At 67.2% G+C, this 25,339-nt stretch carries 19 protein-coding genes, 1 pseudogene and 1 riboswitch; of the genes and pseudogenes, 11 read left to right on the top strand and 9 right to left on the bottom strand.

The features are described 5' to 3' along the window. Nucleotides 1-75: 75 nt before the first annotated feature. The gene (locus tag DES47_RS24555) at nucleotides 76-1,086 is read right to left on the bottom strand and encodes a fumarylacetoacetate hydrolase family protein (RefSeq protein WP_133703415.1); all 1,011 of its coding nucleotides are present in this window, start codon (nucleotides 1,084-1,086) and stop codon (nucleotides 76-78) included. Between the two features lie 137 nt (nucleotides 1,087-1,223). Here DES47_RS24555 and DES47_RS24560 point away from each other — a divergent pair, with 137 nt between their 5' ends. The 6 genes from DES47_RS24560 to thiD all read left to right on the top strand — a co-directional run bounded on the left by DES47_RS24560 (nucleotide 1,224) and on the right by thiD (nucleotide 7,882). Next, on the top strand, nucleotides 1,224-2,243 hold the full coding sequence (locus DES47_RS24560; RefSeq protein ID WP_133703416.1) for a DODA-type extradiol aromatic ring-opening family dioxygenase: 1,020 nt from the start codon (nucleotides 1,224-1,226) through the stop codon (nucleotides 2,241-2,243). 63 nt (nucleotides 2,244-2,306) lie between these two features. After that, nucleotides 2,307-2,411: riboswitch (TPP riboswitch) on the top strand. A gap of 85 nt (nucleotides 2,412-2,496) precedes the next feature. Beyond that, nucleotides 2,497-4,347: a phosphomethylpyrimidine synthase ThiC gene (gene thiC, locus DES47_RS24565; RefSeq protein ID WP_133703417.1), complete on the top strand. Its 1,851-nt coding sequence runs from the start codon at nucleotides 2,497-2,499 to the stop codon at nucleotides 4,345-4,347. A 4-nt stretch (nucleotides 4,348-4,351) separates the two neighbouring features. After that, the gene (locus DES47_RS24570; RefSeq protein WP_133703418.1) at nucleotides 4,352-5,401 is read left to right on the top strand and encodes an FAD-dependent oxidoreductase; all 1,050 of its coding nucleotides are present in this window, start codon (nucleotides 4,352-4,354) and stop codon (nucleotides 5,399-5,401) included. After that, a complete protein-coding gene (gene thiS / locus DES47_RS24575; RefSeq protein WP_208115107.1) occupies nucleotides 5,398-5,607 on the top strand; it encodes a sulfur carrier protein ThiS in 210 nt (69 codons plus the stop codon). The genes DES47_RS24570 and thiS overlap by 4 nt, the downstream gene beginning before the upstream one ends. 5 nt (nucleotides 5,608-5,612) lie before the next feature. Further along, entirely contained in the window at nucleotides 5,613-6,380 is a 768-nt protein-coding gene (locus tag DES47_RS24580) for a thiazole synthase (RefSeq protein WP_133703419.1), read from the top strand. Next, on the top strand, nucleotides 6,377-7,882 hold the full coding sequence (gene thiD / locus DES47_RS24585; RefSeq protein ID WP_133703420.1) for a bifunctional hydroxymethylpyrimidine kinase/phosphomethylpyrimidine kinase: 1,506 nt from the start codon (nucleotides 6,377-6,379) through the stop codon (nucleotides 7,880-7,882). The genes DES47_RS24580 and thiD overlap by 4 nt, the downstream gene beginning before the upstream one ends. A gap of 80 nt (nucleotides 7,883-7,962) precedes the next feature. Here thiD and DES47_RS24590 read toward each other — a convergent pair whose 3' ends face one another. The 5 genes from DES47_RS24590 to DES47_RS24610 form a co-directional block, all read right to left on the bottom strand. Next, entirely contained in the window at nucleotides 7,963-10,737 is a 2,775-nt protein-coding gene (locus DES47_RS24590; RefSeq protein ID WP_133703421.1) for a TonB-dependent receptor, read from the bottom strand. 652 nt (nucleotides 10,738-11,389) lie between these two features. Further along, entirely contained in the window at nucleotides 11,390-13,174 is a 1,785-nt protein-coding gene (locus tag DES47_RS24595; RefSeq protein ID WP_133703422.1) for a M14 family metallopeptidase, read from the bottom strand. 53 nt (nucleotides 13,175-13,227) lie between these two features. Beyond that, nucleotides 13,228-14,505, bottom strand: a complete 1,278-nt coding sequence (locus DES47_RS24600; RefSeq protein WP_133703423.1) for a c-type cytochrome — start codon at nucleotides 14,503-14,505, stop codon at nucleotides 13,228-13,230. Beyond that, complete coding sequence (locus DES47_RS24605; RefSeq protein ID WP_425057488.1) at nucleotides 14,502-15,197, bottom strand: c-type cytochrome; 696 nt, start codon at nucleotides 15,195-15,197, stop codon at nucleotides 14,502-14,504. Before DES47_RS24605 ends, DES47_RS24600 begins: the two co-directional genes overlap by 4 nt. 96 nt (nucleotides 15,198-15,293) lie before the next feature. Beyond that, on the bottom strand, nucleotides 15,294-16,703 hold the full coding sequence (locus DES47_RS24610) for an aminotransferase-like domain-containing protein (RefSeq protein ID WP_243748449.1): 1,410 nt from the start codon (nucleotides 16,701-16,703) through the stop codon (nucleotides 15,294-15,296). Between the two features lie 72 nt (nucleotides 16,704-16,775). Here DES47_RS24610 and DES47_RS24615 point away from each other — a divergent pair, with 72 nt between their 5' ends. Next, on the top strand, nucleotides 16,776-18,026 hold the full coding sequence (locus DES47_RS24615; protein WP_133703426.1) for a DUF2325 domain-containing protein: 1,251 nt from the start codon (nucleotides 16,776-16,778) through the stop codon (nucleotides 18,024-18,026). Nucleotides 18,027-18,465: 439 nt separating this feature from the next. On the opposite strand, the gene DES47_RS24620 is transcribed toward DES47_RS24615, so the two are convergent. The 3 genes from DES47_RS24620 to DES47_RS24630 form a co-directional block, all read right to left on the bottom strand. Further along, entirely contained in the window at nucleotides 18,466-18,795 is a 330-nt protein-coding gene (locus tag DES47_RS24620; protein ID WP_133703427.1) for a TonB family protein, read from the bottom strand. A 49-nt stretch (nucleotides 18,796-18,844) separates the two neighbouring features. Further along, nucleotides 18,845-20,404: a methyl-accepting chemotaxis protein gene (locus tag DES47_RS24625; protein ID WP_166652153.1), complete on the bottom strand. Its 1,560-nt coding sequence runs from the start codon at nucleotides 20,402-20,404 to the stop codon at nucleotides 18,845-18,847. Between the two features lie 276 nt (nucleotides 20,405-20,680). Next, on the bottom strand, nucleotides 20,681-21,367 hold the full coding sequence (locus DES47_RS24630; protein WP_133703429.1) for a YggS family pyridoxal phosphate-dependent enzyme: 687 nt from the start codon (nucleotides 21,365-21,367) through the stop codon (nucleotides 20,681-20,683). 40 nt (nucleotides 21,368-21,407) lie between these two features. Here DES47_RS24630 and DES47_RS24635 point away from each other — a divergent pair, with 40 nt between their 5' ends. The 4 genes and pseudogenes from DES47_RS24635 to DES47_RS24650 all read left to right on the top strand — a co-directional run. Next, nucleotides 21,408-22,451: a type IV pilus twitching motility protein PilT gene (locus DES47_RS24635; protein ID WP_133703430.1), complete on the top strand. Its 1,044-nt coding sequence runs from the start codon at nucleotides 21,408-21,410 to the stop codon at nucleotides 22,449-22,451. Between the two features lie 4 nt (nucleotides 22,452-22,455). After that, entirely contained in the window at nucleotides 22,456-23,088 is a 633-nt protein-coding gene (locus DES47_RS24640) for a cyclic nucleotide-binding domain-containing protein (RefSeq protein WP_133703431.1), read from the top strand. A gap of 28 nt (nucleotides 23,089-23,116) precedes the next feature. Continuing rightward, complete coding sequence (locus DES47_RS24645) at nucleotides 23,117-24,253, top strand: PilT/PilU family type 4a pilus ATPase (RefSeq protein WP_133703432.1); 1,137 nt, start codon at nucleotides 23,117-23,119, stop codon at nucleotides 24,251-24,253. 16 nt (nucleotides 24,254-24,269) lie between these two features. After that, nucleotides 24,270-25,184, top strand: a pseudogene (locus DES47_RS24650) (NAD(P)-dependent oxidoreductase); the annotation flags it as partial. Nucleotides 25,185-25,339 lie beyond the last annotated feature (155 nt).

Raw genomic sequence — 25,339 nt, forward strand, 5'->3', positions numbered from 1 at the left:
CGCAGAGGGGGTGGGGGGCCGGCCACGGCGGGCATAAAGAAGCTGGAGGTCGGGCCGAAGGGACCGGCCCAAGCTTCAGCCCGTCGTGGCCGGCCCCCCGCCCCCTCTGCCACCCCGACGCAGGCGGTTGCTCAGCCGCCCTATGCCCTCAACCTCCAACGTCACTTCGTCGCCGTCATTCAGGAAGCTCAGCGACTCATAGCCGCAGCCATTGCCCACCGTGCCCATGGCCAGGATCTCGCCCGGATACAGCGTCTCCGACTGCGACAGAAAGCTGATGCAGCGGGCAATGCTGTGCTGCATGCCGGCGGCCGTGGTGCGGGTCTTGACCTCGCCATTGACGGCCACGCTCATCTGCAGCGCGTAGGGGTCGGCAATCGAATCACGGGTGGTGATGCAGGGGCCGAACACATTGCCGGTATCGAAGTCCTTGCCCTTGGCCGGGCCCATGCGGAATTGCGACTCGTGGGCCTGCACGTCGCGGGCGCTGAAGTCGTTGTAGATGGTGTAGCCGAACACCGCGTCCATCGCCTCGGCCTCCGACACATCGCGCACCTTCTTGCCTATCACCACGGCCAGTTCCAGCTCGTAGTCCATCTTCTGAGCGAACGGCGGCCACTCGACTACCGCGTCGGGCCCGACCACGCTGAAGCGGTTGCACTTGAAGTACAACGGCCGCTCGTACCAGACCGGCGGTATGGCAAACATGCCGCTGGCCTGCAACTGCGTCAGCGCCGCCTCGGGGTCGGGCGCTGCGTTGGCGCGCAGCCGCATGCTTGAGGCCAGGGCCTGCCGGACATGCAGCTCGTAGTTGGCGAAGTCGCGTATCTGCTCCGGTACGGGCAGCGGCGCCAGCAGGCGCAGGCTGCTCAACTCCAGGCATTGCGCCGGCTCACTGGCACGCAGCAGACGACGCACCAGGGCCAGGGCCGGCTCGCCGGCCTGTATCAGCGCCAGCATCGAGCTCAGCCAGGCGGCGTACTCGCCTTGGCGCTCGGCGGCCTGGGCCAGATCCAGCACCAGCTCGCTGTTCAGCAGCGCGCCCAGACGCGGACCGCGGACGGTTTCAAAGGTGATCAATTGCATGGCGTCTCATTCCATTGGTCTTGCTAATCAATACATTTGACTCGCATAGCGTAACAACTATACGATAGACCCATCGCGCTGACCAGCCCCGGCTGGCGCTTTGCGCAGGCATCAATCGGAAGCAATCGGAGATATGCATGGCTGAAATCGTTCTGGGCATGGCCTTGTCCCACACCCCGCAGTTGCACACACCCGCCGAGCAGTGGGCGATACGCCTGGAGGCCGACAAGCGCAACAAGGCCCACCACTTCCGCGGCCGGACGATGGACTGGGAGCAGTTGCTCGCCCTGCGCGCGCCCGAGCAACTGGGCCGCTTTCTGGACGTGGAGGAGAAGCAGCGCCGGCTGAGCCAGGGCAATGCCGCGGTCGAGCGGCTGGCGCAGATCTATCGCGAGGTGAAGCCCGATGTGGCCGTCATCGTCGGCAATGACCAGCACGAGCTGTTCGTCGAAGACGTGATGCCGGCGATGACCATTTATTGGGGCGACAGCATCGTCAATCCGCCGGCCCGGGCCGACCAGGCCGCGCGCATGCCGGCCGGCATCCATCTGGCCGAGCGCGGCCATGCGCCACCCGAGGCGCTGACCCATCCCTGCCACCCCGAGCTGGGCCTGCACCTGATCCAGCACAGCATCCGTGATGGCTTCGACGTGGCGGCCTCGAAGTGGCTGCGCGAGGCCGACCAGAAGATCAGCTTCTCGACCGGCGCGCCGCACGCCTATGGTTTCGTGTATCGCAACATCATGGGCGACGAGGTGATCCCGCATGTGCCGGTGATACTGAACACCTTCTATCCGCCGAACCAGCCGACCGCACGGCGCTGCTTCGAGTTCGGCCGCAGCCTGGGCAGGGCCCTGCGCGAATGGAAGTCAGATGCACGCGTGGCCGTGTTCGGCTCCGGTGGCCTGAGCCATTTTGTCATCGACGAGGACTTCGACAAGCGCTTCCTGGATGCCATCGTCCGCGATGACTACGAGGCGCTGTGCAGCATCCCCGAGACGTTGTTCCAGGCCGGCACCTCGGAGTGCAAGAACTGGATCACCACCGCCGGCATCCTGGCCGGCGGCGGCTTGAAGGCGGAGCTGATCGACCAGGTGGCCTGCTACCGCTCCGAGGGCGGCACCGGCACCGGCACGGGCTTTGTCGCCTGGCGTTGAACAGCGGAACTCGACGCGGGGTCAAGTATTGCTCGTGCAGGGCGCATGAGCTGCGCTACACTGCGCCTCGCTCCGGGGTGTCCTTGATGGACTGAGATGGTTGTGAGAGACCAAACCCGCGAACTTGATCCGGTTCATACCGGCGTAAGAAGAGCCAGCAGCACCAGCACTCGAACACCCGCGCGAACGATCGCAATGGGCCGTGAGAGGGTCCGGGTCTCGCCTTCGGAGCACCAACGCCCAAGGAGATCCGATGAACGCCCCAGACAAGCTGAACCAGGCGCTGAGCCTGACCCGCGAGCCCTTTCCCGCCTCGACCAAGACCTATGCCCAGGGCAGCCGCCCCGACATTCGCGTGCCGCAGCGCGTGGTCGCGCTGAGCAATGGCGAGAGCATCACGCTGTATGACACCTCGGGCCCCTACACCGACCCGGGCGCCGACATCGATGTGCGGCGCGGTCTGCCCGATGTGCGCTCGGCCTGGGTGGCGGCGCGTGGCGATACCGAGGCCTATGCCGGCCGCGCGCCGGTGCCGCTGGACGATGGCCGTGACGGTGAGCGCCTGCTGCTGGAGCTGCGCGCCCAGGCCGCCGCCCTGCAGCGCACACCGCGCCGCGCGGTGGCCGGTGCCAAGGTCACGCAGATGCACTACGCGCGGCGCGGCATCGTCACGCCCGAGATGGAGTTCGTCGCCCTGCGCGAGAACCTGAAGCGCGAGTGGATGGACGAGTACGGCAGCGATGCCGAGCGCGAGCAGCGGCTGCGCGGCAACCCGATGGGCGCCTCGCTGCCGCGGATCATCACGCCCGAATGGGTACGCGACGAGGTGGCGCGGGGTCGCGCCATCATCCCGGCAAATATCAATCACACCGAGCTGGAGCCAATGGCCATAGGCCGCAACTTCCTGGTCAAGGTCAACGCCAATATCGGCAACTCGGCGGTCACCTCCAGCATTGAGGACGAGGTCGAGAAGCTCGTGTGGGCAATCCGCTGGGGTGCGGACAATGTGATGGACCTGTCCACCGGCAAGAACATCCACACCACCCGCGACTGGATCGTGCGCAACTCGCCGGTGCCCATCGGCACGGTGCCTATCTACCAGGCGCTGGAGAAGGTCGGCGGCGTGGCCGAGGACCTGACCTGGGCGATCTACCGCGACACGCTGATCGAACAGGCCGAGCAGGGTGTTGACTACTTCACCATACACGCCGGCCTGCGCCTGCCTTTCGTGCCGATGACGGCCAAGCGCCGCACCGGCATCGTCTCGCGGGGAGGGTCAATTCTTGCCAAGTGGTGCATCGCCCATCACAAGGAGAGCTTCCTCTACACGCACTTCGAGGAGATCTGCGAGATCATGGCCGCCTACGACGTCAGCTTCTCGCTGGGCGACGGCCTGCGGCCCGGCTGCCTGGCCGACGCCAACGACGAGGCCCAGTTCGCCGAACTGCGCACCTTGGGCGAGCTGACGCAGGTCGCCTGGAAGCACGATGTGCAGACGATGATCGAAGGCCCCGGCCATGTGCCCATGCACATGATCCAGGCCAATATGGATGAGCAGATCAGGCACTGCCACGAGGCGCCGTTCTACACGCTGGGCCCGCTGACCATAGACATCTCGCCCGGCTACGACCACATCGCCAGCGCCATCGGCGCGGCCATGATCGGCTGGATGGGCACGGCCATGCTGTGCTACGTCACGCCCAAGGAGCATCTGGGTCTGCCGAACCGCGACGACGTGAAGCAGGGGCTGATCGCCTACAAGATCGCCGCCCATGCGGCCGACGTGGCCAAGGGCCATCCGGGCGCGCGGGAGCGCGACGATGCGCTGTCGAAGGCGCGCTTCGAGTTCCGCTGGCATGACCAGTTCAACCTCAGCCTGGACCCGGACACGGCGCGGCTGTTCCATGATGAGACTCTGCCCAAGGAGTCGTCCAAGGTGGCGCATTTCTGCTCGATGTGCGGCCCGAAGTTCTGCTCGATGAAGATCTCGCAGGAGGTGCGCGATTACTCGGCCCAGCTGGAGGCCGATGCCGGCATGCTGGCCAAGAGCGAGGAGTTCAAGCGGGCGGGTTCGGAGATCTACATTCCGATCAGCAAGGCTTGAGGTCATGCCTTCGCTGCAGATAGGCCTGGCCGGCGCCGGGTTGATGGGCCGCTTGCTGGCCTGGCGGCTGACCCTGGCCGGTCATCGTGTCACGGTGTTCGATCCAGCCTCCGGCCCCGAGCCTGCGGCTGGAGAGGCACGGGCCGCCGGCTGGACGGCCGCCGGCATGCTGAGCCCGGTGGCCGAGCTGGAATGCGCCAATGCCTCGATGGCGGCGCTGGGCCAACGTTCGCTGCTGCTGTGGCCGCAGTGGCTGGCGCAGTGCAGGCAGCCGGTGTTTTTTGCCCAGCGCGGCAGCCTGCTGCTGGCCCATCCCAGCGACCGGGGCATGGCGCAACGGCTGCTGGCTGTGCTGCAGTCGCGCTCGCCCGGTGTGGCCATCGAGGCGCTGGATACCACCCGCCGCGAAGCGCTGGAGCCCGGTCTGCAGAGCCAGCTGTTGGCCTGGCTGATGCCCGGCGAGGGACAAATCCACAGCGTGCAGGCGATGCAGGCCTTGTTCGCTGCTGCAAGCGAGGCGGGTGTCCAGTGGCGGTGGGACCAGATGGTTGATGCGATCGAGGCCGGACGCTTGCGCACCGAAGGCGACTGGCAGCGCTTCGACTGCGTGATCGACACGCGCGGCCTCGGCGCCCGGCCCGAACTGCCCGTGCGTGGCGTCCGCGGTGAACTGCTGTGGCTGCATGCGCCCGGCGTGCCGCTGCACCGGCCGCTGCGCCTGCTGCATGCACGGCACCGCGTCTATCTGGTGCCACGGCCCGGCGATCTGATCGTCGTCGGCGCCAGCGAGATCGAGAGCGAAGACCGCTCGTCCATCAGCCTGCGCAGCACCGTCGAGCTGCTGGCCGCCGCGCACAGCGTGATCCCCGAGCTGGCCGAGGCGCGGGTCGTGCACAGCGAAACCAATCTGCGCCCGGCCCTGCCCGACAACCTGCCGCTGCTGCACAGCGAGGCTGGCCTCGTTCGCATCAACGGCCTGTTCCGCCACGGCTGGCTGATCGCGCCGGCGCTGGCCGAGCAGGCGCTGGCCCAACTGGAGCTTCAATCCAAATGAACGAGATCACCGTCACCTTGAACGGCCAGTCCCATCACCTGCCTGCCGACAGCTGCCTGGCCGAGTTGCTGCAAAAAGCCGGCGTCGATGCGCAGGCCCTGGCCACCGCCGTCAACGGCGAGTTCGTGCCGCGCACCCAACGCGCCGAGCGGCGGCTACAGGGCGGCGACGTCGTGCTGGGTTTCCAGGCGATTGTGGGAGGTTGAGCGAAATGAGCTGGACGATTGCCGATGTGGTGCTGACAAGCCGCTTCTTCCTGGGCAGTGCGGGCTACCCCTCGCCCGGGATCCTGCATGCTGCGATCAAGGCCTCGGGCACCGAGGTGGTGACCGTGGGGCTGCGCCGCCAACTGGGTTCCGACAACGGCTTCATCGAGGCGATCCGCGATACCGGCGTGCGCCTGTTGCCCAACACCGCCGGTTGTCGCAGCGCCCGCGAGGCCGTGATCCTGGCGCAGATGGCCCGCGAGCTGCTGGGCACGCACTGGATCAAGCTCGAGGTGGTGGGCGATGAGCACACGCTGCAGCCCGACCCGTTCGAACTGCTGCTGGCCACCGAGCAGTTGGTGAAAGACGGCTTCGAGGTCTTCCCATACTGCACCGACGATCTGGTGAGCTGCCAGCGCCTGCTCGATGCCGGCTGCCGCATCCTGATGCCCTGGGGTGCACCGATAGGCTCGGGTCAGGGCCTGCTCAACCCCTGGGCGCTGCGCACGCTGCGTACTCGCTTGCCCGGGGCCACGCTGGTGGTCGACGCCGGCATCGGCGCTCCCTCGCATGCGGCGCTGGCGATGGAGCTGGGCTTCGACGCCGTGCTCCTGAACTCGGCCGTGGCCCAGGCCGCCGACCCGGTGCGCATGGCGGCAGGCTTTGCCTCGGCTATTGCCGGCGGCCGTGCCGGCTTCGAGGCCGGCCTGCTCGTGCCGCAGGACATGGCTGTTGCGAGCACTCCCGTCACTGCGAGGCCCTTCACCTTATGAATACCAAACCCATCGTCTGGACCATCGCCGGCTCCGACAGCGGCGGCGGCGCCGGCCTGCAGGCCGACATGAAGGCCTTTGAGGCCTTTGATGTTCATGGCTGCAGCGCCGTCAGCGCGATCACGGCGCAGAACTCGCGGGCCGTGCAGCAGGTGCAGGCGGTCGCACCCGAGCTGCTCGATGCCCAGCTGCAGGCGCTGAGCGAGGATCTGCCGCCCGCCGCGATCAAGTGCGGCATGCTGGGCAGCGCAGCCAACGTCCGCGTCGTGGCCCGCTGGATCAAGCGTATGCGTGAACGCGCGCCGGTGGCCCTGGTGCTCGATCCGGTCTGGCGCGCCAGCACCGGGGCTGACCTCAGCGGGGCCGAGCTGCGCGAGGTCTATCGCCGCGAGCTGCTGCCGCTGGCCGATGTGATCACGCCCAACCGTGCCGAGGCGGCCTGGCTGCTTGGCACGGAGATGGCCGTGCCGCAATCGGCCATCGCGCTGCAGGCACTCGGCGCAAGGACGGTGCTGATCACCGGCGGTGATTCCGGTGGCGAGCAATCGCGAGACTGGCTGCACAGCCCGCAAGCCCAGGGCTGGCTGAGCCTGCCGCGCATTGCCACACCTCACAACCACGGCACGGGCTGCGTGTTCGCCTCCTCGCTCGCTGCCGCGCTGGCCCATGGCTTCTGCGCCGCCGATGCCGCCGTGCTGGCCAAGATGGCCACCACCGAGGCCTTGCGCCGGGGCTATGCGGCGGGTGTCGGTGCCGGTCCGGTGCGGCCGCATGCTGGCTTCGCACTGCGGCCGGAGAATCTGCCCACGCTGTGGTCAGACCTCAGATCTGATCTCCGATTCGCCACGCTGAGCGAGCCCGACATGGGCCTGTACGCCATTGCCGACAGCGCCGCCTGGATAGCGCGCCTGCTCGCGGCCGGCGTGCGCACGCTGCAGCTGCGCATCAAGGACGCCACCACGCCCGATCTGCGCGAGCAGATCGCTCGCAGCATTGCTGCAGCGAGAGAGGCCGACGCGCAGCTCTTCATCAACGACCACTGGGCCCTGGCCCTTGAGCTGGGCGCCTGTGGCGTGCACCTGGGCCAGGAAGACCTTGCCATGGCCGACCTGCAGGCGATCGCCGATGCCGGCCTGCGCCTGGGCATCAGCACCCACAGCCTGTGGGAGGTGGCCCGCGCCCGCGCCCTGAATCCCAGCTATATCGCCTGCGGCCCCATCCATGCGACGCAGACCAAGAACATGCCCTGGCGCCCGCAGGGCGAGAGCAATCTCGCCTACTGGTGTCGGGTGCTGGCCGAGCCGGTGGTGGCGATTGCCGGCATGGATGTCGAGCGTGCCGGTGCGGCGCTGCAATGTGGCGCGCGGGGTGTGGCGGTGCTCAGCGGGCTCAGCCAGGCGGCCGATCCGGACGCGGCGGTGGCTGAGTACCAGCGGGCCTTGCGACTGGCTGCCGAACGGCCTCGGCGGGCTTCTCCGCCCTGGCCTCGCCCAACATGCTGAGGGCGCAAAGAAAAAGCGGAGCGCTCTCGCGCCCCGCTTCGTGGAGTGGCCGCAGGGTCTGAGCCCCGCCGCAACAGGTCTTACTTGAACTGGTAAGACAGCGAGCCGTAGAGGAAACGGCCGCGCGGGTCGGAGAACGAGGCCGCATAGCCGGCGGCGTGCGAACCGTAGGACGAGACGGCCGTGAACGGCGGCTCTTCGGCCGTGATGTTCTTGATGCCGAAGCGCACGTTCAGGTTCTTGATGCCCTTGTAGCCCATCGCGATGTTGAAGCGCGAGCTGTCCTTGACGCGGTGCTCAACAAAGGGGCCGACGTTGTTTTCCACCAGCGTGGCCGACTCTGTCCAGCCGCGGACGAACTGGTTCTCCACCGTGAAGGTCCAGGCACCGCGCTGGAAGTCCAGCGCCGCGGTGTGCTGCCAGCGCGGCTGCGGCTGCACGGCCGAGCCATCGCCGGCGGTGCCCACATAGCTGGTGTACTCGCCGCCCTTGTCGGCCTGACGCTTCCATTCCAGCACATAGGTACCGACGAAGCTGGCGCCGAGCTTGAAGCCGTCCTGCAGATTCAGGCTGCCGCGCAGGTCCACGTCGATGCCCGAAGTCTTCAGGTCGCCGAGATTGTCCACCGGGCTTTCGATGTAGGAGACAAAGCCCTGCGCGTTGCGCTTGATGCGGCTCTTGTACTTGGCATAGAGCTTCGGATCCGAGAAGATCGCGTCGCCACCGATGGTGCTGATCTGGTCCTTCTTCAGGATGTTCCAGTAGTCCACGGCGATCGACACGCTGCGACCGGGCTCGAACACCACGCCGGCGCTGAACTGGCGTGACTTCTCGGGCTTCAGCGTCGGGCTGGCGAACTGGCGGACGTTGTACTGAATGTCGCAGCGTGGGTCGGCAGTTTGCGGCTTTCCATCCGGACCCAACGGGCAATCCGGATCCTTCAGGCTGTTGGCCGTGTTCGTGGTCGATACCGGGCTGTTGACGTCCCACAGGGTCGGGGCGCGGAAGCCGGTGCCGGCGGCGGCGCGCAGCACCAGCTCCTTGCTGGGCTGGAAGCGCAGCGTGGCGCGCGGATTGAAGGTGTTGCCGAAGTCGCTGTACTTGTCGTAGCGGGCCGAGATGCCGGCCTCCCAGCCCTTGGCGAAGGGCATGCTCAGCTCGCCGTACAGGGCCGTGATGGTGCGCGAGGCAATCGTCGTGGGCACCGTGCCCTCGCCGCCGATGTGCTTGCCGGCCGAGTAGTCGGCATTCACCGGACGGTCTTCGGCCTTCTCCTTGCGGGCACTGGCGCCCAGGGCCAGGGCCATATTGCCGCCGGCCATGGGCGTCAGCTCGCGGCTGGCCTTGAAGTCGAACTCGGTTGTCGTGCTGGTTGACTCGCGCATCAGACCGTCAAGTGCCGAAGCGGCCCAGGCGGCTTCGCCGGCGGCGTCGCTGGGACCGAAGGGGTTGATCAAGCCCTTGCCCAGGGCGTCCAGGAAGCGGCCCTCGTGGACATAGCCCAAATAGGACAGCGAGCCCTTGGCGCGCGAGATATTGACGGCGGTGTCGTAGTCCCAGCCGCCGAGCACGCCATTGGCGCCGAACACGAAGCGGGTCTGCGTGTTGGTGTTGTCGTTGATGCGGTTGCCGCGCGGAATGGCGCGCAGGGCCACTTCGACCAGGCCATTACCATTGGGGTTCAGCTCGGCTTCGGTATAGCCCAGCTTGAGCAGCAGATCACGCGGGAAATACTTGCTCGTGATCGGCATCATCGGGTGCGCATAGTCACCCTTGACCGGATCCAGGCTGGTGGCGCCCCAGAAGATTGGCGTCGGCGCGATGCGGCCAATGCTGTGGTTGCGGGCAAAAGATGCCTCGGCGAACAGCTGGTGGTCCTTGGACACATTGAAGGTCGCGCGGCCGTAGATATCACCCTTTTCCTGATCGGGCAGATTGTCCAGCGTGGCAGCGTAGATGAAACGGCAGATGAAGGTGTCGGTGCCATTGGGCGACTTACCGGTGCCACGCAAGGTCGTGAAGGTCGGATCACACTTCTCGAACTGGCTGCCGATGCCCAGATTGGTGTGGGCGCCCGGGCTCACGCCGAACTCGGCCAAGCGGCCTGGGAAGCCACCGCCCGAGGTTGGTGGGCCTGCGCCCGGGATCTCTTGGGCCCCACGGTTGTAGAACTGCTGCTCGATGGCGCGCAGGCGGGTGTTCTTCTGCACATTGCCGGTGATCAGCACATTGAACTTGTCGCTCAGCAGGTCGCCGAAGCCGATGGCGATGCTGGCGCCTTTTTCAGCGCCGCCGATATTGCTCTCTGTGTTGCCGTAGCGCACCGAGACCTCGCCGCTGCGGTAGTCGCGCTTGGTGATGAAGTTGATCACACCGGCGACGGCGTCGGTGCCGTACACGGCCGAGGCGCCATCACGCAGGATTTCGACACGCTCCAGGGCAGCAAACGGGATGCTGTTCAGGTCGACCGCGGCATTGCCACCTATGCTGCCGAAGGGGTGGTTGGCCAGGCGGCGGCCGTTCAGCAGCACCAGGGTGGAGTTGGCGCCCAGACCACGCAGATTGGCATTGGACGTGGCATAGCCCGCGCCCTGGGTGGTGTCGGAGATCGCCGCGGCGCTGGCCGAGACGCGCTTGAGCAATTCCTCGACGTTGGTGGCACCGGTTTTCTCGATCTGGTCACGGGTGATCACGGTCACGGGCAGCGCCGTCTCGGACTCCAGCCGCTTGATCGACGAGCCTGTCACGGTCACGCGTTCCAGCGTCTGACCTTGCGCCAGGGCGAATTGCGGCGCGGCAAGGCCGGCACCGAGGGCGGCCAGTGCGGCAACGCCTATTCTGCTTTTTTTGAACATCAGCGAACTCCTTGTGCAATCGTGGGTGGGACGACGGGTGTCGAGCAGCGGGCGGCAAACTCATGATTTGCCGCGTCCGGCCACTTCAACCCGTGGGCCGTGATCTTCGGATTCCGCCATGCGCAAGCGGCATAGGGAATTCCAATGGATGTTGCGCCTCAGCAAAAGGGAAAACCCGCCCTTGTTTCGATTGCTGCTTGACAGAACACCCGTGCGCAAAGCGCCCGGCAACGGTTGCGGGCAAGCCACGACGAGCTGTGCCCGGCGCCAGCGGTGCGAGTGCGGGGTCGGGAAATCGGGCCGAGCGGGCCGAGCGGGCCGAGCGGGCCGGTGGCCCAGGGCTCAAGACGGCGTCTGAAGGCTCAGGCGAAGGCGAGCAGCAGAACGGCCAGCCAGACCAGCACCATCCCCGCCATATCGGTGAGCCTGGCGAAGGCGGTGCGCAGATGCAGGGGTCGTGGAGGGCTGTACATAGAAGGGTGCTTTGGACGAGGGAGGGACCGAACTTCGCAAAGTCAAGCAAAGTCTGCCCGAGCCTCTCATCCTCCGCAAGAGTGATCACCGCAGCTTGTCGATGAAATTTGTAAGCACGGTCCCCATCGGTTTGCCACTTGTGTCATACCAGGGACAGGTCTTGCGGTTCACCCGCGGCTCATGGTGCGGCGGGCACCCTGTCGGTGCGCAGCACCGGGTACAGGGCCCAGCGCTCATCCCAGGAGCTGTGCCGGCGGGCAAAGAACTCCAAGCGCGCCCTTGCACTCTTGGCGAACTCCGGCTCGGCGCGCAGCTTGTCGCGAAAGGCCGCGGCCAGGGCTGGATCAGCCGCCAGCTGCTCGCGGGCCACCGCCTCGGCCACATAGGCCTCCATGTATTCCTTGCGCTCGAAGTGATTGTTGAAGAATCCCCAGGCCAGCAGCGAATCGGGCGCCAGCGGTTCCAGCAAGGCCATCAGCAGCTTGGCCTTGGGCTGGGCAATGGGCACGAACAGGCTGCCGGCTGGCAGGTCGCGGCGCTCGGGGCCCCAGGCCCCCTGCACGCTCAGGCGCTGCTGGCCCTCGACCGATTGCGGCTCGAAGCGCAGGGTCGTGGCGCGAAAGGCCTCCAGTTCGGTGGCCGCCAGCGCGGCGTCCAAGATACGGAACTGGATCTCATGAAGCCTCAGCTTGACGGCCACCATGCCAGCCTGGGCGGCGGGCACCAGATAGCCGGCCAGCGGTGCCTTCACCTGCAGGGCCGGCAGCACCTCGTCGCGCACCGGCATGGTCCAGATCTGCGGCCGGGTCTCGTCGTAGCGGGTCATGAAGGCGCCGGAGATGTCGGACGGTCCGCGCTCATAGGCATAGCCGCGGAAGGCGATCTGCCGCGTCCTGGCCGAGGCCTCGTAGCTCAGCGGCACCGCTTGCCCGGCCAGCGCGGCGCTGCGCGCATCGGCGGCCAGGGCCAGGGCCTGCCAGTCGCTGCCCTGCCGGGCGACCTGTTCCAGCACCGAGATGATGGTGTTGCGAGTCACCCGCACCCGCGTCGCATAGTCTTTCCACGAATGCGTCTCCACCAGCATGCCGAAACGGTTGCGCAGCAGGAAGTAACCGGACGAGAAGCGCGGCGGGAACACGCTGTCCACGATGCCTGAACTTGGGTCATCGTCGACAGTGAACGAGGGGTAGAAGGGCAGGGGCAGCGAGCCCTGGGCGGCCAGATCGGCGATCACGCCGTCGCGAAAGGCCATTCCAGCCGGTCGCAGGCCGGCGTCGCCGCCGTGCAGCGGCTCGACCTGGATGGACACGTCATGCTCGAACTGCGCGCCGTCGGTGACGTGCAGATCTATCGTGGCCAGCGGGTCCCATTGGTTGACCAGGCGCAGCATGGCCTGCATCTCAGGGCTCTGCGCCTTGGCATAGTCGCGGTTCAGATTGTGGTTCTGCGCCGTCGTGCGCCAGCCCATCTGCTCGGGGCCGCGCTGGTTCGGGCGGTTCCAGCGCCCGAAGCGCTCATGGCCGTCGACATTGAACACCGGCACGAACACCAGCACCTGCCTGCTCAACGCACCCTTGGCGGCCTGGCCCTGCAGCATCTCGCGCAGGGCCAGAAAGCCGGCGTCCTTGCCGTCGATCTCGCCGGCATGAATGCCGCCCTGTATCAGCACGGCCGGCAGGTTCTGGCGCCGCTTCTCGGCCGGGCTCAGGGCAGCGGTTTGCGAGACGACGAGCGCGAGCATGGGCCTGCCCTCCGGCGTGCGACCGAACTCGGTGCAGCGCACTGCGCGCGGATAGGCCTTCTGGAAGCCGAAGCAGAGTCTCTGCACCTCTTCGTAGCGGCCGGTCGTGGTGAAGCCGGAGCGCTCGGCCTCGGTACTCAGCGCGGGCGGCTCCGCAGCCCGGCTGGCGCAGGCCAGGACCGAGGTGATGACCAGAAGAGCGAGGCGGGCCGGTGACAGCATGGGCGGTGTCCTTTTGACGAATCGCCGCGCATGCTACCGGCCTTCGGCCAGCCTCAATCCGCTCGTTTACCCCGCGCCCGACTGACCTCGAAAGCCGTCAGCGGCGAGGCCGTGTTGCCCCATTGCTGGCGCACATGGCTGGCGACGGCGGCGATCTCCGCATCGCTCAACGCCACCGCAAATGGTGGCATGCCGAAGGGCCGCGGATGGGCCGCAGTGGCCGGTGCAAAGCCGCCCTGCAGGATGGCGCGCAGCACATTGACGCCGGGCTCCATCGTCACCGCGCGGTTGCCGGCCAGCGCCGGATAGATGCCGGGCTCGCCCTGGCCCTGCTTGCCGTGGCAGCTCGCGCAGTGCTGCTCGTAGACCTCGGTGCCGAGCCGCTCGGCCGGTGGCGCCGCCGCGGCCTTGGCATACGCCAGCGGCCGCTGGGGCAGGGCTTTCAGATAGCCGGCCATGGCGCGCAGATCGGCATCGCTGAGGTACTGGGTGCTGCCGCGCACCACCTCGCTCATCGGCCCGGACACGCTGGCGCCGCGCGCCATGCCGGTCTTGAACAGCGCGACGATCTCGCCCAGCTCCCAGTGCGCGACGCCGGCCTGGGCCGGGTCGGCCAGCGAGGGAGCGTACCAGCCCTGCATCGGTATCAGCCCGCCGCCTAGGCCGGACTCGCTGGCGCCCCAGCTGTTGCGCGCGGCGTGGCAGGCGTTGCAGTGACCGAGGCCCTGCACCAGATAGGCGCCGCGGTTCCAGGCCACGGTCTGAGCCGGTTCGTTCCGATACACCCCGGGGCTGAAATACAGCGCCCGCCAGACCGCCAGCGCGGCCTGGGTGTTGTAGGGGAAGCGCAGCTCATGGGCGGGCGTGGCCTGCTGCACCGGGGGCAGGCTTTGCAGATAGGCATGGATGGCATCGGCGTCACCACGGCTGATCTTGGTGTAGCTGGCATAGGGGAAGGCAGGGTAGAGCAGGCGACCGCTTTTGCTGCGGCCGTTGTGCAGTGCGCGCCAGAACTCGTCGGCACTCCAGTCCCCCAGTCCGGTGGTCGGGTCGGGCGTCAGATTGCCGGCAAACAGGGTGCCGAAGGGCGTGTCTATGCCCCTGCCCCCGGCATAGGGCGTACCACCGCGGGCGGTATGGCAGGCGGCGCAGTTGCCGGCCCGGGCCAGATACTCGCCGCGGCGTATCTGTTCGGCGTTGGGTGCTGCGGCGGGCCGGTCGGCCAAGGCGGTCATTGGCGATTCGTCGCGCACATTCAGTGCCCAGACCAGGGCGACGGCGGCCATGCCCATGGCCAGCAGCAGCAGCGCGAACTTCATGGGGCGGCTCATGGCAGCACCTTGGCGGCCTGCGGCACGCCGCCGCAGCTCAGTGGCAGGGCTGCCGGCAGCTCGCTCACGGCCTTGGGCGCGGCCGGCAGCGGCTGGGCGGCGAGCCATTGCGAGACGGCGGCGATGTCGTCCAGGCTCAAGGTCCTGGCGATCTGGCCCATGCAGTCGGGCGCATGGGCGCGGCGCTGGCCGGACTTCCAGGCCCCCAACTGGCCGTTCAGATAGTCGCGCGGCAGACCCAGCAGGCCAGGGATGGCCGGCGCCAGACCGGTGAGCTTGGCTCCATGGCATTGCACGCAGGCCGGCAGGCGGCGCGTGGCATCGCCATGCAGGGCCAGTTGCTGCCCGCGTTGCAGCAGGGCAAGGCTGGCGCGGGTGGGCGGCGGCGGGGCATAGGGCAGGTCCAGTGCAGCGAAGTGCTCGGCGATTTCGCGCAGATAGGCGTCCGACAGCGGCGCCACCAACTCGTCCATCAGGCCGTAATGGCGGCGGCCGTCGCGGAAGTTCAGCAACTGGTTGTACAGATAGCCGGCCGGCTTGCCGGCAATGCGCGGGTAGTAGCCGTCGGGCGCGGCGCGGCCCTGCTGGCCGTGGCAGGTGGTGCAGGCCTGCACGCGTTGGGCGATCGTGTCTTCGACCTTGGCCGGCTGGGCCGCGGCCGTCGCGGCCAGCAGCGCCAGACTCAGGGTCAACAAGGGCTTGTGGAGTAGGTGGACAGCGTTCACCGGGCCACTATGCCCGATGGCGCAGGCGCAGGGCAGCCTCAGATCGGCCGAAAAATCACCGTATCAGCACAGGCCGTGCGCCAGCCGCCCCAGCGTCGCGATGGCCTGCTCGATCTGCGGCGTCCAGGGGTGGCCGGTATTGAGCCGCAGGCAGTGGCGGAATTCGGCCCGGGCCGAGAACATCGGCCCCGGCGCCAGGCTGATGGCGTCGCGCGCGGCGGCCCGGTGCAGGGCCAGCGCATCGATCTGCGGCGGCAGCTCGACCCAGACGAAGTAGCCACCCAGCGGCCGCGTCAGCCGCGTGCCGGCCGGGAAGTGCTGCTCCAGCGCCGCCAGCATCTGCTGCTGCTGGGTCTGCAGCCGCCGCCGCATCTGCGCCAGATGGCGGTCGAAGGCACCATCCTGCAGATACTCGGCCAGCGCCGCCTGGGCGGGGATGGAGCCCGACAGGCTGGTCATCAGCTTCAGCCGCGCCACCCGCTCGGCATAGCGCCCGGGCAGGGCCCATCCGACGCGGTAGCCCGGCGCCAGGCTCTTCGAGAAGGAGCTGCAGTGCAGCACCAGGCCCTCGGTATCGAAGGCCTTGGCCGGCAGCGGTGCAGCATCGCCGTGATAGAGCTCGGCATAGACATCGTCCTCGATCAGCGGCGCCTGGTGGCGGGCCAGCAGCTCGACCAGGGCGCGTTTCTTGTCATTGGGCATCAGGCTGCCCAGCGGGTTCTGGAAGCTGGTCATCAGCCACACGGCCTGCGGCTTGCGCCGCTCCAGCAGACGGGCCAGCGCCGCGAGATCGATGCCGGTGGCGCTGTCGGTGGCCACCTCGATCGCCTTCAAGCCCAGCCGCTCCAGCGCCTGCAATGCGGCGTAGAAGCAGGGCGACTCGACGACCACCGCATCGCCCGGCTTTGTCACCGCCTGCAGGCACAGGTTCAGGCCGTCGAGTGCGCCGTTGCTGAGCACGATCTGCTCCGGCGTCACGCTCATGCCCAGGTGCAGATAGCGCCTGGCGATCTGGCGGCGTAGCGGCTCGTGGCCGGGCGGCAGATCGTCCACCGTGCTCCAGGGCTTGAGCTTGCGCATGCCGGCATTCATCGCGCGGCGCAGGGCCTCCAGCGGAAACAGCTCGGGGCTGGGAAAGGCCGAGCCCAGCGGTGCGATCTCGCGCGACTTGACCGCGCTGAGCACCTCGAACACCAGCTCGCTGACGGCCACGCTGTGCGAACCGGCCAGCGGCCGCGAGGGCGGTGGTGCCTCGCGCAGCAGTGGACGCGGCAGCACGAAATAGCCCGAGCGGGGCCGTGCCCGCACCAGGCCGCGGGCCTCCAGCAGGTGGTAGGCCTGGAACACGGTGGAGGCGCTGATGCCCCGGCTGGCCCGCGCCTGGCGCACCGACGGCAATGGGTCGCCGGCGCGCAGCGTGCCGCTGGCGATCAGGCGACCTATCTCGTCGGCATAGTTTTCATAGAGCGTCACATTGGGATTGTGCGATAAGCCACAAATGCGAACGATTCGCATTTAAGATACGAGTTCTCAAGGAGGAATGTCATGTGCGACGAGCTCAAACCGCAGCCAACCCTGGTCAGCCCGGCCACCTTGCGCCTGGGCGGCGCGCTGAACGAGCGTCTGCGCTCCATCGCGACCCTGCCCGAGACACGGGGCTCGCGCCGCCACCGCCTCTGGGACTTGCCGCACAGCACCCATTGCCCGCTGATGGGCGTGTGCCTGCCGATGCCGGCGCTGCGCCGCCTGCTGGCCAGGTTCACCGGCGCCCAGGCCCGGCTGGACGACTATGAGGCCCATGTCGGCGCCGTGGCGGAGTGCGCGCGGCGTGGTCCGGTGGCGGAGGCGATTCAGCGTGAGCTGGACCGTCGCCATCTGCCGACGCTGCGCCGCTTTGCCCTGGCCAAGACGACCGGGCAGTTGGCCGAGCTGTGGACCGAGGCCCAGCGCGGCGCGGATATCGCCGGCGCGCTGTGGGCGACACTGACCCACGCCCGCTGCGGTGACGCGCTGCGCGAGCAGGTCTGCCGCGAGATCCACATGATTCAGCATCAGGTCGGTGCCTGCAACCGTGCCGATCTGCAGCGCCTGGACGAGGTGCTGGACGAGAACGTGGTGCTGACCCGTCAGCTCGCCACACTGCAGCAGCGCTGCACCCGCGAGCTGCAGGCCCGGGCCGAGCAGGTCGAGGCGCTGCAGCAGGCCCTGATACGCGCCCGCGCCGAGGCCATGGCCAGGGCCTCTGCCCTGGACGCCGCCCAGCAGGATCTGCGGCAGCTGGAGGCGCTCAGTCCCGGTCTGCAGGGCCGGGCCGAGTTGACTCGGCGCCTGGAGGAACAGGTTTTGCGCTCGCAGGCGCTGGAGCGTCAGCGGCTGGACTGGCAGCAGCAGGCGGAGCGCGAGGCGCAGCGGGCCCAGGGTCTGGCCGCGCAGCTGCAGGCGCTCAGCCTGGCCGAGGAGGCCGTCGCCGCGGACGAGCCCGATCTGGTCACGCTGAAGGACCAGTCCATCCTCTGCGTTGGCGGTCGCACCGCCAGCGTGCCGGTCTACAAGCGCCTGATCGAGGGCACCGGCGGGCGCTTTCTGCACCACGATGGCGGCGAGGACCATACCGCCGCTCAGCTCGAATCCAGCCTGGCCGCCGCCGATCTGGTGATCTGCCAGACCGGCTGCGTCAGCCACGGCGCCTACTGGCGGGTCAAGGACCATTGCAAACGCACCGGCAAGCGCTGCGTGTTTGTCGACAAGCCCAGCGCCAGCAGCCTCGCGCGCTGCCTCAAGGAGATTGAGGCTTGAAGTGAAACGGATCGAATCGCCACTGGGTGTGGGTGCTTGCCACCTCGCGTTGTTGGCGCGGCAGAGGAGGCGGGAGGCCGGCCACGACGGGCTGAAGCTTGGGCCGGCCCTGAACGGACCGACCTCCAGCTTCTTTATGCCCGCCGTGGCCGGCCCCCCGCCCCCTCTGCGGATGCTCTGGTGGCCACCAGCCAAGAGTCGGACCGCGCCTGCACACCCATTGCAGCAGGGATGAGGGTGTGCCGGCCGATGCGGGCATAGAGAAGCCGGAGTCCGGTCCGTTCAGGGCCGGGCAAGGCTTCAGCCCGCAGCGGCCGGTGCGCCCTCGTCACTGCCGCTTCACGTTTCATGCGGCGCGGGTCGCGCGCAGCGCGGTGGAGCAACTGAAATGAAAAAGCCCGCCGAGTGGCGGGCTACTGAGCGATAGGGCGTTCGGCTGTCAATCCTCGCTTTTGAACACGAGGCGAACTTCATACGACTGCGCGCCCCCATTCGGCTCGAAGCGCCAGCCCATCAGGGCCGTTTTCACGGCCTTGTCGAAGACCTTGCGCGGCTCGGCTTCGACGATGGATACGTCGGTGACCTTGCCTTCGCCGTCGATGGCCATCTTGGCCTTCACCACGCCGCTGGAGACGGAGGCGCGAGCCGCTTCGCTGGGGAACTCGGGCGGCACCTTCTTGACGATCTTGGGCGCGGTTTGCGCCATCGCCAGCGAGGCGGCGAAGGTCAGGGCGGTGGCGGCGATGACGGAGGAGATGCGGAACTTCATGGCTTGATCCTTGGGAATGAGGTGATATCGGACGGGCTTGCGAGGCGACTCAGGCGGCTTGGCCCGAGAAGCGGAAGAAGCCAACCGCAGCCAATAGGCGGCCCGAGCTGGTTTTCAGGGAATCGGTGGAGCGTGTCAGTTCCTCGACCAGGGCCGAGTTCTGCTGCGTTGTGCGGTCCAGGTCGCCCATCGCGTGGTTCACCACGCCGACGCCGCTGGCCTGCTCCTGGGCGGCATGCGAGATCTCTTCGATCAGCTTGCCCATATTGTTGACTTCCTCGACCACGCCGCGGATGGTCTGGCCGGCGCTGTTGACCAGGGCCGTGCCGGCCGAGACCTTGACCGAGGACTCCTGGATCAGGCCCTTGATCTCCTTGGCCGCTTCGGCCGAACGCGAGGCCAGGGCCCGCACCTCGGAGGCGACGACGGCGAAGCCGCGGCCATGCTCGCCGGCGCGGGCGGCTTCCACTGCAGCATTCAGCGCCAGGATATTGGTCTGGAAGGCGATGCCGTCGATCACGCCGATGATGTCGTTGATGCGCTTGCTCGACTCCGAGATCTGCTGCATCGTTTCGATCACGCTCTGCACCGACACACCACCGGCCGAGGCGGCCTGGCGGGCTTGCGTGGCGATGCCGGCGGCGCGGCGGGTCAGCTCGCTGGAGCCATTCAGCGTGGAGGCAATTTGCTCCACCGAGGCGGCCGTTTGCTGCAGGCTGGCGGCCGAACGGGCGGTGCGCTCGGACAGTTCGCTATTGCCCCCGGCAATGGCGCCCGAGCTGTCGGCCACTTCGCCCGCGGCGCTGCTGACGCTCTTCACGACGCCGGACAGCGCGGTCTGCATTTCTTGCATCGCATGCAGCATCTGGGCCAGTTCATCACTGCCTTCCACGACGATGTCGTGGCTCAGGTCGCCCGCGCTGATCGATTCCGCCGCGGCCTGTGCCATGCGGGCCGGGGCCACGATGGAGCGTGCAATCGCCAGGCCGCCGCCGCCACCGATCAGCACCGCCACCAGCACCAGCACCACGGTCACCAGCACCGACTGGCGGGCCGTCGTCTCGCCGCCCTTGGCCAGCGTCTTGGCGTCTTCGAACTGCAGATCGACCAGGGCCTTCAGGCCCTCCTGGTAGGCTGCCTGCGCGGGGCGCACATCGATCACCAGGCTTTCTCGGGCCTCGTCGGGGCTGCCATCGACCTGCACCTTGCGGAACTTGGCGATAGAGGCGAAGAACTTGGCCTGGCGCTCGCGCACCTGGGCCAGCAGCTCGGTTTCCTTGGCCGAGGATAGCTTGGTCTCCAACTCGGCCAGGCGCTTCTCGATGTCTTGCAGCGCGCCATCGATCGCGGCCTGCTGCTTTTTGATCTGACGGGCCTCGTCCAGCAGCAGCAGGTCGCGGCTGGCGCGGGCCAGGATGTTGACATTGCCTTCCAGCGCATTGGCCGCCTCGATCTTCACGAGGCTGCTGTTGGCAGTGCGGTCCAGATCGTGGGCCAGCCGGTTGGCGGTGCTGACGCCAAAGGCGCCGATGATGATGAGCAACAGAATCAACAGCGCATAGCTGAAGCCGAGTCGATGGCTGATGCGCAGATTCGACAGAATTTTCATGAGAGCCCTTGCCCAACGGCAGACGTTCGTTTGACCTGGATCGCTTTGTGAGCGAGCCGCGACAACTTCTTTGTGCTGGGAGTATCGACAAGGGCGGAACCGGCCTTGAGGCGCGCGCCGGTAAAAACACACGCTGTTCCCGGCGGCATGGCCTAGGGAAAACGCGGGGTTTCGGACCCGGTGTGGGTCGGGCGGAGGGGGCTGCGCCAACTTGAGGCGCCATGCCCTCATATCGGCCCGCTGGCACCGCTTTGTAGCCTTGCTACGAATGCTTACTCAGCGCGCACCGAAGATCGCCGAACCGACGCGCACGATGCTGCTGCCTTCCAGCACGGCGGCCTCGAGGTCGGCGCTCATGCCCATCGACAGGGTGTCCAACGCGAGGCCGTCGGCGTTGAGCCGCTCCAGCAGCGCGCGCAGGGCGGCATGGGGCAGGCGCTGCGCCTCCAGCGTCTGCGCCGTCTCGGGTATGGCCATCAGGCCGCGCAACCGCAGCCGAGGCAGGCCGGCCACCGCCATGGCCAGGGCAGGCACCTCGTCTGGATGGGCGCCGCTCTTGCTCGCCTCACCGCTGATATTGACCTGCAGGCAGACCTGCAGTGGCGGCAGATGCTGGGGCCGCTGCTCGCTCAGGCGTTGCGCGATCTTCAGCCGGTCCACGCTGTGCACCCAGTCGAAGGCCTCGGCCACCGGCCGCGTCTTGTTGCTTTGCAGCGGGCCGATCAGATGCCAGACCAGATCCTCACGCAGATCCTGCAGGGCCAGGATCTTGTCCAGTGCCTCCTGAACATAGTTTTCACCGAACTGGTACTCGCCCGCCGCATGGGCCTCGCGTACCCTGTCGCTGCCAAACGTCTTGCTGACCACCAGCAGCGTGACGCTTTGCACGGGTCGGCCCGCCTGGGTGCAGGCCGCCGCGATGCGCGCGTGAACCTGTTGTAAGTTGTCGGAGATCGTCGCCATAATGCCCCGAGCCTAACCCAGCCGCCTACCAGCACCCTCCATGGACATCACCCAACTATTGGCCTTCTCGGTCAAGAACAAGGCCTCCGACCTGCATTTGTCGGCCGGCCTGCCGCCGATGATCCGTGTGCATGGCGATGTGCGTCGCATCAATGTCGAGCCGCTCGAGCACAAGCAGGTACACGACATGGTCTACGACATCATGAACGACTCGCAGCGCAAGATGTACGAGGAGACGCTGGAGTGCGACTTCTCGTTCGAGATCCAGGGCCTGGCCCGCTTTCGCGTCAATGCCTTCAACCAGAATCGCGGTGCCGGCGCGGTGTTCCGCACCATCCCGAGCAAGATCCTGACCTTGGAGCAGTTGAGCGCGCCCAAGGTCTTCGCCGAGCTGGCGCTCAAGCCCCGCGGCCTGGTGCTGGTGACCGGGCCCACCGGTTCAGGCAAGTCCACCACCCTGGCGGCGATGGTCAACCACCTGAACGAGCAGGAATACGGCCACATCCTGACGATCGAAGATCCGATCGAGTTCGTCCACGAATCGAAGAAGTGCCTGGTCAATCAGCGCGAGGTCGGGCCTCACACCCTGAGCTTCTCGAATGCCCTGCGTTCGGCGTTGCGTGAAGACCCGGACGCGGTGCTGGTCGGCGAAATGCGCGACCTGGAAACGATTCGGCTGGCGCTGTCGGCCGCGGAAACGGGCCACCTGGTCTTCGGCACCCTGCACACCAGCTCGGCGGCCAAGACGGTGGACCGTATCGTCGACGTGTTCCCCGGCGCCGAGAAGGACATGGTGCGGGCGATGCTGTCCGAGTCGCTGGTGGCGGTGATCTCGCAGTCGCTGTGCAAGTTGAAGGATGGCAGTGGGCGTGTCGCGGCACACGAAATCATGCTGGGCAACTCGGCCATCCGCAATCTGATACGTGAGAACAAGATCGCGCAGATGTACTCGTCGATACAGACCGGCAACAACGTCGGCATGCAGACCTTGGATCAGAACCTGACCGAGCTGGTGCGGCGCAATGTGATCTCGCCCGCCGAGGCGCGCAGCCGGGCCAAGTTCCCGGACAACTTCCCGGGCTGAGGCGATGAGAAAACTCCTTCAACGCCTGACCGGCGGCGCCAAACCCGAGGCCGAGGGAGGGGTCGAATCGACCTTCTTCTCGACCATGTTCAGCGAGAACGTCGAGGGCGAAAGCGTCGTCAGCTGGTCACAGCGCGGTGCCGAGCTCGGTGCCCAGCCCTTCGATGCGGCCACCGGCAGGGCCCTGTTCACCCAGCTCTGGGGCGCGGACAAGCACCTGGCCGCGCTGGACGATCAAGACCTGGAGCGGCTGAGCCAGTTTCTTCAGTATGTGAAGCTGTCGCCCAACCGGGAGGTGGTCAGGCAGGACGAGCAGGGCGACTATATGGTCGTGGTGCTGGAAGGCACCTTGGCCGTGGACCGGCTGCAACCCTGGGGTGGGCGCGCGCGCCTGGCCGAGGCCAGGGCGGGCGACATGCTGGGCGAGATGTCGCTGCTTGATGCCGGCGCGCGTTTCTCGGCCTGCACCACGCTCACTGCCTGCACGCTGGCGGTGCTGGACGCCCAGGCGCTGGACCGCCTGATGGCCGAGGAGCCCCGGCTGGCGGCGGCGCTGCTGGCCTCGCTGGCGCGGCGCCTGTCCTTGAGTCTGCGTCAGGTCAGCGCCCGATTGGGCGCCCTGCTGTCGCGCGATTGACAGCATACTGAGGCAAGGGGGCCAATCCATGGAACGCGATCAAGCGTCGAAATTCATCAACGACCTGTTGCGCCTGATGGTCTCGCGCAAGGGCTCCGACCTGTTCCTGACCTCGGAATTTCCGCCGGCCGTCAAGGTGGACGGCAAGGTCACCAAGGTCTCGCCGCAGCCGCTGACCGGCCAGCACACGCTGGCCCTGGCGCGGGCCATCATGAACGACAAGCAGGCGGCCGAGTTCGAGCGCACCAAGGAGTGCAACTTCGCGATCTCGCCCCATGGCATAGGACGCTTCCGCGTCAATGCCTTTCTGCAGCAGGGCCATGTGGGTCTGGTGCTGCGCACGATTCCGCAGACCCTGCCCACGATAGAGAGCCTGAAGCTGCCCGATGTGCTGAGAGAGGTGGCGCTGACCAAGCGCGGCCTGGTGATCTTTGTCGGCGCCACCGGTTCCGGCAAATCCACCTCGCTGGCGGCGATGGTGGACCACCGTAACGAGCATACCTTCGGCCACATCATCACGATCGAGGACCCGGTCGAGTTCGTCCATCCGCACAAGAACTGCATCGTCACCCAGCGCGAGCTGGGCATAGACACCGACAGCTGGGAACAGGCGCTGAAGAACACGCTGCGCCAGGCGCCCGATGTGATCTTGATGGGCGAGATCCGCGACCGCGAGACCATGGAGCACGCGGTGGCCTTTGCCGAAACCGGCCACCTGTGCATGGCCACGCTGCATGCCAACAGCGCCAACCAGGCGCTGGACCGCATCATCAACTTCTTCCCGGAGGAGCGCCGCGCTCAGCTGCTGATGGACCTGTCGCTGAATCTCAAGTCGCTGGTTTCGCAGCGCCTGCTGCCGCGCCAGGAGGGCAAGGGCCGGGTAGCCGCGGTCGAGATCCTGATCAACTCGCCGTTGATCTCCGACCTGATCTTCAAGGGCGAGGTCGGCGAGATCAAGGAGATCATGAAGCGCTCGCGCGAGATGGGCATGCAGACCTTCGATCAGGCCCTGTTCGACCTGTACGAGGGTGGCATGGTCAGCTACGAAGACGCGCTGCGCAATGCCGACTCGGTCAACGACCTGCGCCTGCAGATCAAGCTGAACAGCCGTCGGGCGAAGAGCGCCGATCTGTCGTCGGGTACCGAACATCTGACCATCGTCTAGGTTCCAGGCGGCCCATGGCTGGCTTACAGTTGGGGCCATGAGCACACGCACCTACGAAACCATTCCGCCGCGCCGCGTCGCGTTCCTGGGCCTGGGCGTCATGGGGTATCCCATGGCCGGGCATCTGGCGCGCGCCGGCCATCAGGTCACGGTCTACAACCGCACTGCCGCCAAGGCCCAGGCCTGGGCGGCCGAGTACGGCGGCACCGCGGCGGCCACGCCGGCCGAGGCCGCGCGCGACTGTGACTTCGTGTTCGCCTGCGTCGGCAATGACGCCGATCTGCGCTCGGTCGTGCTGGGCCCCAGCGGCGCCTTTGCCGGCATGAAGCCCGGCGCGGTGTTCGTCGATCACACCACCGCCTCGGCCGAGGTGGCGCGCGAGCTGTATTCGAGCGCCAAGACGGTGGGCCTGCACTTTATCGACGCCCCGGTGTCCGGTGGCCAGGCCGGTGCGGTCAATGGCGCGCTGACGGTGATGTGCGGCGGTGACGCCGACGTGTTCGCTGTCATACAGCCGGTGGCGCTGGCCTTCTCGAAGGCGGTCACCCTGGTCGGCGCCTCCGGCGCCGGCCAGCTGGCCAAGATGGTCAATCAGATCTGCATCGCCGGCCTGGTGCAGGCGCTGTCCGAGGCAATCGCCTTCGGCCAGAAGTCAGGCCTGGACATGAAGCTGGTGCTGGACGTGATTGGCAAGGGCGCGGCCCAGAGCTGGCAGATGGACAACCGCGGCAAGACCATGGTCGACGACCAGTTCAACTTTGGTTTCGCCGTGGACTGGATGCGCAAGGACCTGGGCCTGGTGCTGGACGAGGCCCGCCGCAACGGCGCCCGCCTGCCGGTGACGGCCGTGGTCGATCAGTTCTACGCCGATGTGCAGGCGCTGGGCGGCCAGCGCTGGGATACCTCGAGTCTGATCAAGCGGCTGCGCTGAGTCCCGGATTTCATCCGGGCTACGCTTACCGGGCCTTGGGCTCGGGCGGGGACTGTATTCGTAGATTCTATGGAGCAGCGCAAGCCCCGCGAAGGCGTTGAGGATCAAAACTGCTCTTTGAAGTCCAGACGGCGAAAGCGATGCGCAGGAGTTTG

Source organism: Roseateles toxinivorans, assembly GCF_004362525.1.
In the GTDB taxonomy this organism is placed as follows: Bacteria; Pseudomonadota; Gammaproteobacteria; order Burkholderiales; family Burkholderiaceae_C; genus Paucibacter; species Paucibacter toxinivorans.

Bases quoted from the DNA above. Each gene is read 5' to 3' on its own strand.
- DES47_RS24555 (WP_133703415.1), bottom strand. From the start codon at position 1,086: ATGCAATTGATCACCTTTGAAACCGTCCGCGGTCCGCGTCTGGGCGCG.
- DES47_RS24560 (WP_133703416.1), top strand. From the start codon at position 1,224: ATGGCTGAAATCGTTCTGGGCATGGCCTTGTCCCACACCCCGCAGTTG.
- thiC (WP_133703417.1), top strand. From the start codon at position 2,497: ATGAACGCCCCAGACAAGCTGAACCAGGCGCTGAGCCTGACCCGCGAG.
- DES47_RS24570 (WP_133703418.1), top strand. From the start codon at position 4,352: ATGCCTTCGCTGCAGATAGGCCTGGCCGGCGCCGGGTTGATGGGCCGC.
- thiS (WP_208115107.1), top strand. From the start codon at position 5,398: ATGAACGAGATCACCGTCACCTTGAACGGCCAGTCCCATCACCTGCCT.
- DES47_RS24580 (WP_133703419.1), top strand. From the start codon at position 5,613: ATGAGCTGGACGATTGCCGATGTGGTGCTGACAAGCCGCTTCTTCCTG.
- thiD (WP_133703420.1), top strand. From the start codon at position 6,377: ATGAATACCAAACCCATCGTCTGGACCATCGCCGGCTCCGACAGCGGC.
- DES47_RS24590 (WP_133703421.1), bottom strand. From the start codon at position 10,737: ATGTTCAAAAAAAGCAGAATAGGCGTTGCCGCACTGGCCGCCCTCGGT.
- DES47_RS24595 (WP_133703422.1), bottom strand. From the start codon at position 13,174: ATGCTGTCACCGGCCCGCCTCGCTCTTCTGGTCATCACCTCGGTCCTG.
- DES47_RS24600 (WP_133703423.1), bottom strand. From the start codon at position 14,505: ATGAGCCGCCCCATGAAGTTCGCGCTGCTGCTGCTGGCCATGGGCATG.
- DES47_RS24615 (WP_133703426.1), top strand. From the start codon at position 16,776: ATGTGCGACGAGCTCAAACCGCAGCCAACCCTGGTCAGCCCGGCCACC.
- DES47_RS24620 (WP_133703427.1), bottom strand. From the start codon at position 18,795: ATGAAGTTCCGCATCTCCTCCGTCATCGCCGCCACCGCCCTGACCTTC.
- DES47_RS24625 (WP_166652153.1), bottom strand. From the start codon at position 20,404: ATGAAAATTCTGTCGAATCTGCGCATCAGCCATCGACTCGGCTTCAGC.
- DES47_RS24630 (WP_133703429.1), bottom strand. From the start codon at position 21,367: ATGGCGACGATCTCCGACAACTTACAACAGGTTCACGCGCGCATCGCG.
- DES47_RS24635 (WP_133703430.1), top strand. From the start codon at position 21,408: ATGGACATCACCCAACTATTGGCCTTCTCGGTCAAGAACAAGGCCTCC.
- DES47_RS24640 (WP_133703431.1), top strand. From the start codon at position 22,456: ATGAGAAAACTCCTTCAACGCCTGACCGGCGGCGCCAAACCCGAGGCC.
- DES47_RS24645 (WP_133703432.1), top strand. From the start codon at position 23,117: ATGGAACGCGATCAAGCGTCGAAATTCATCAACGACCTGTTGCGCCTG.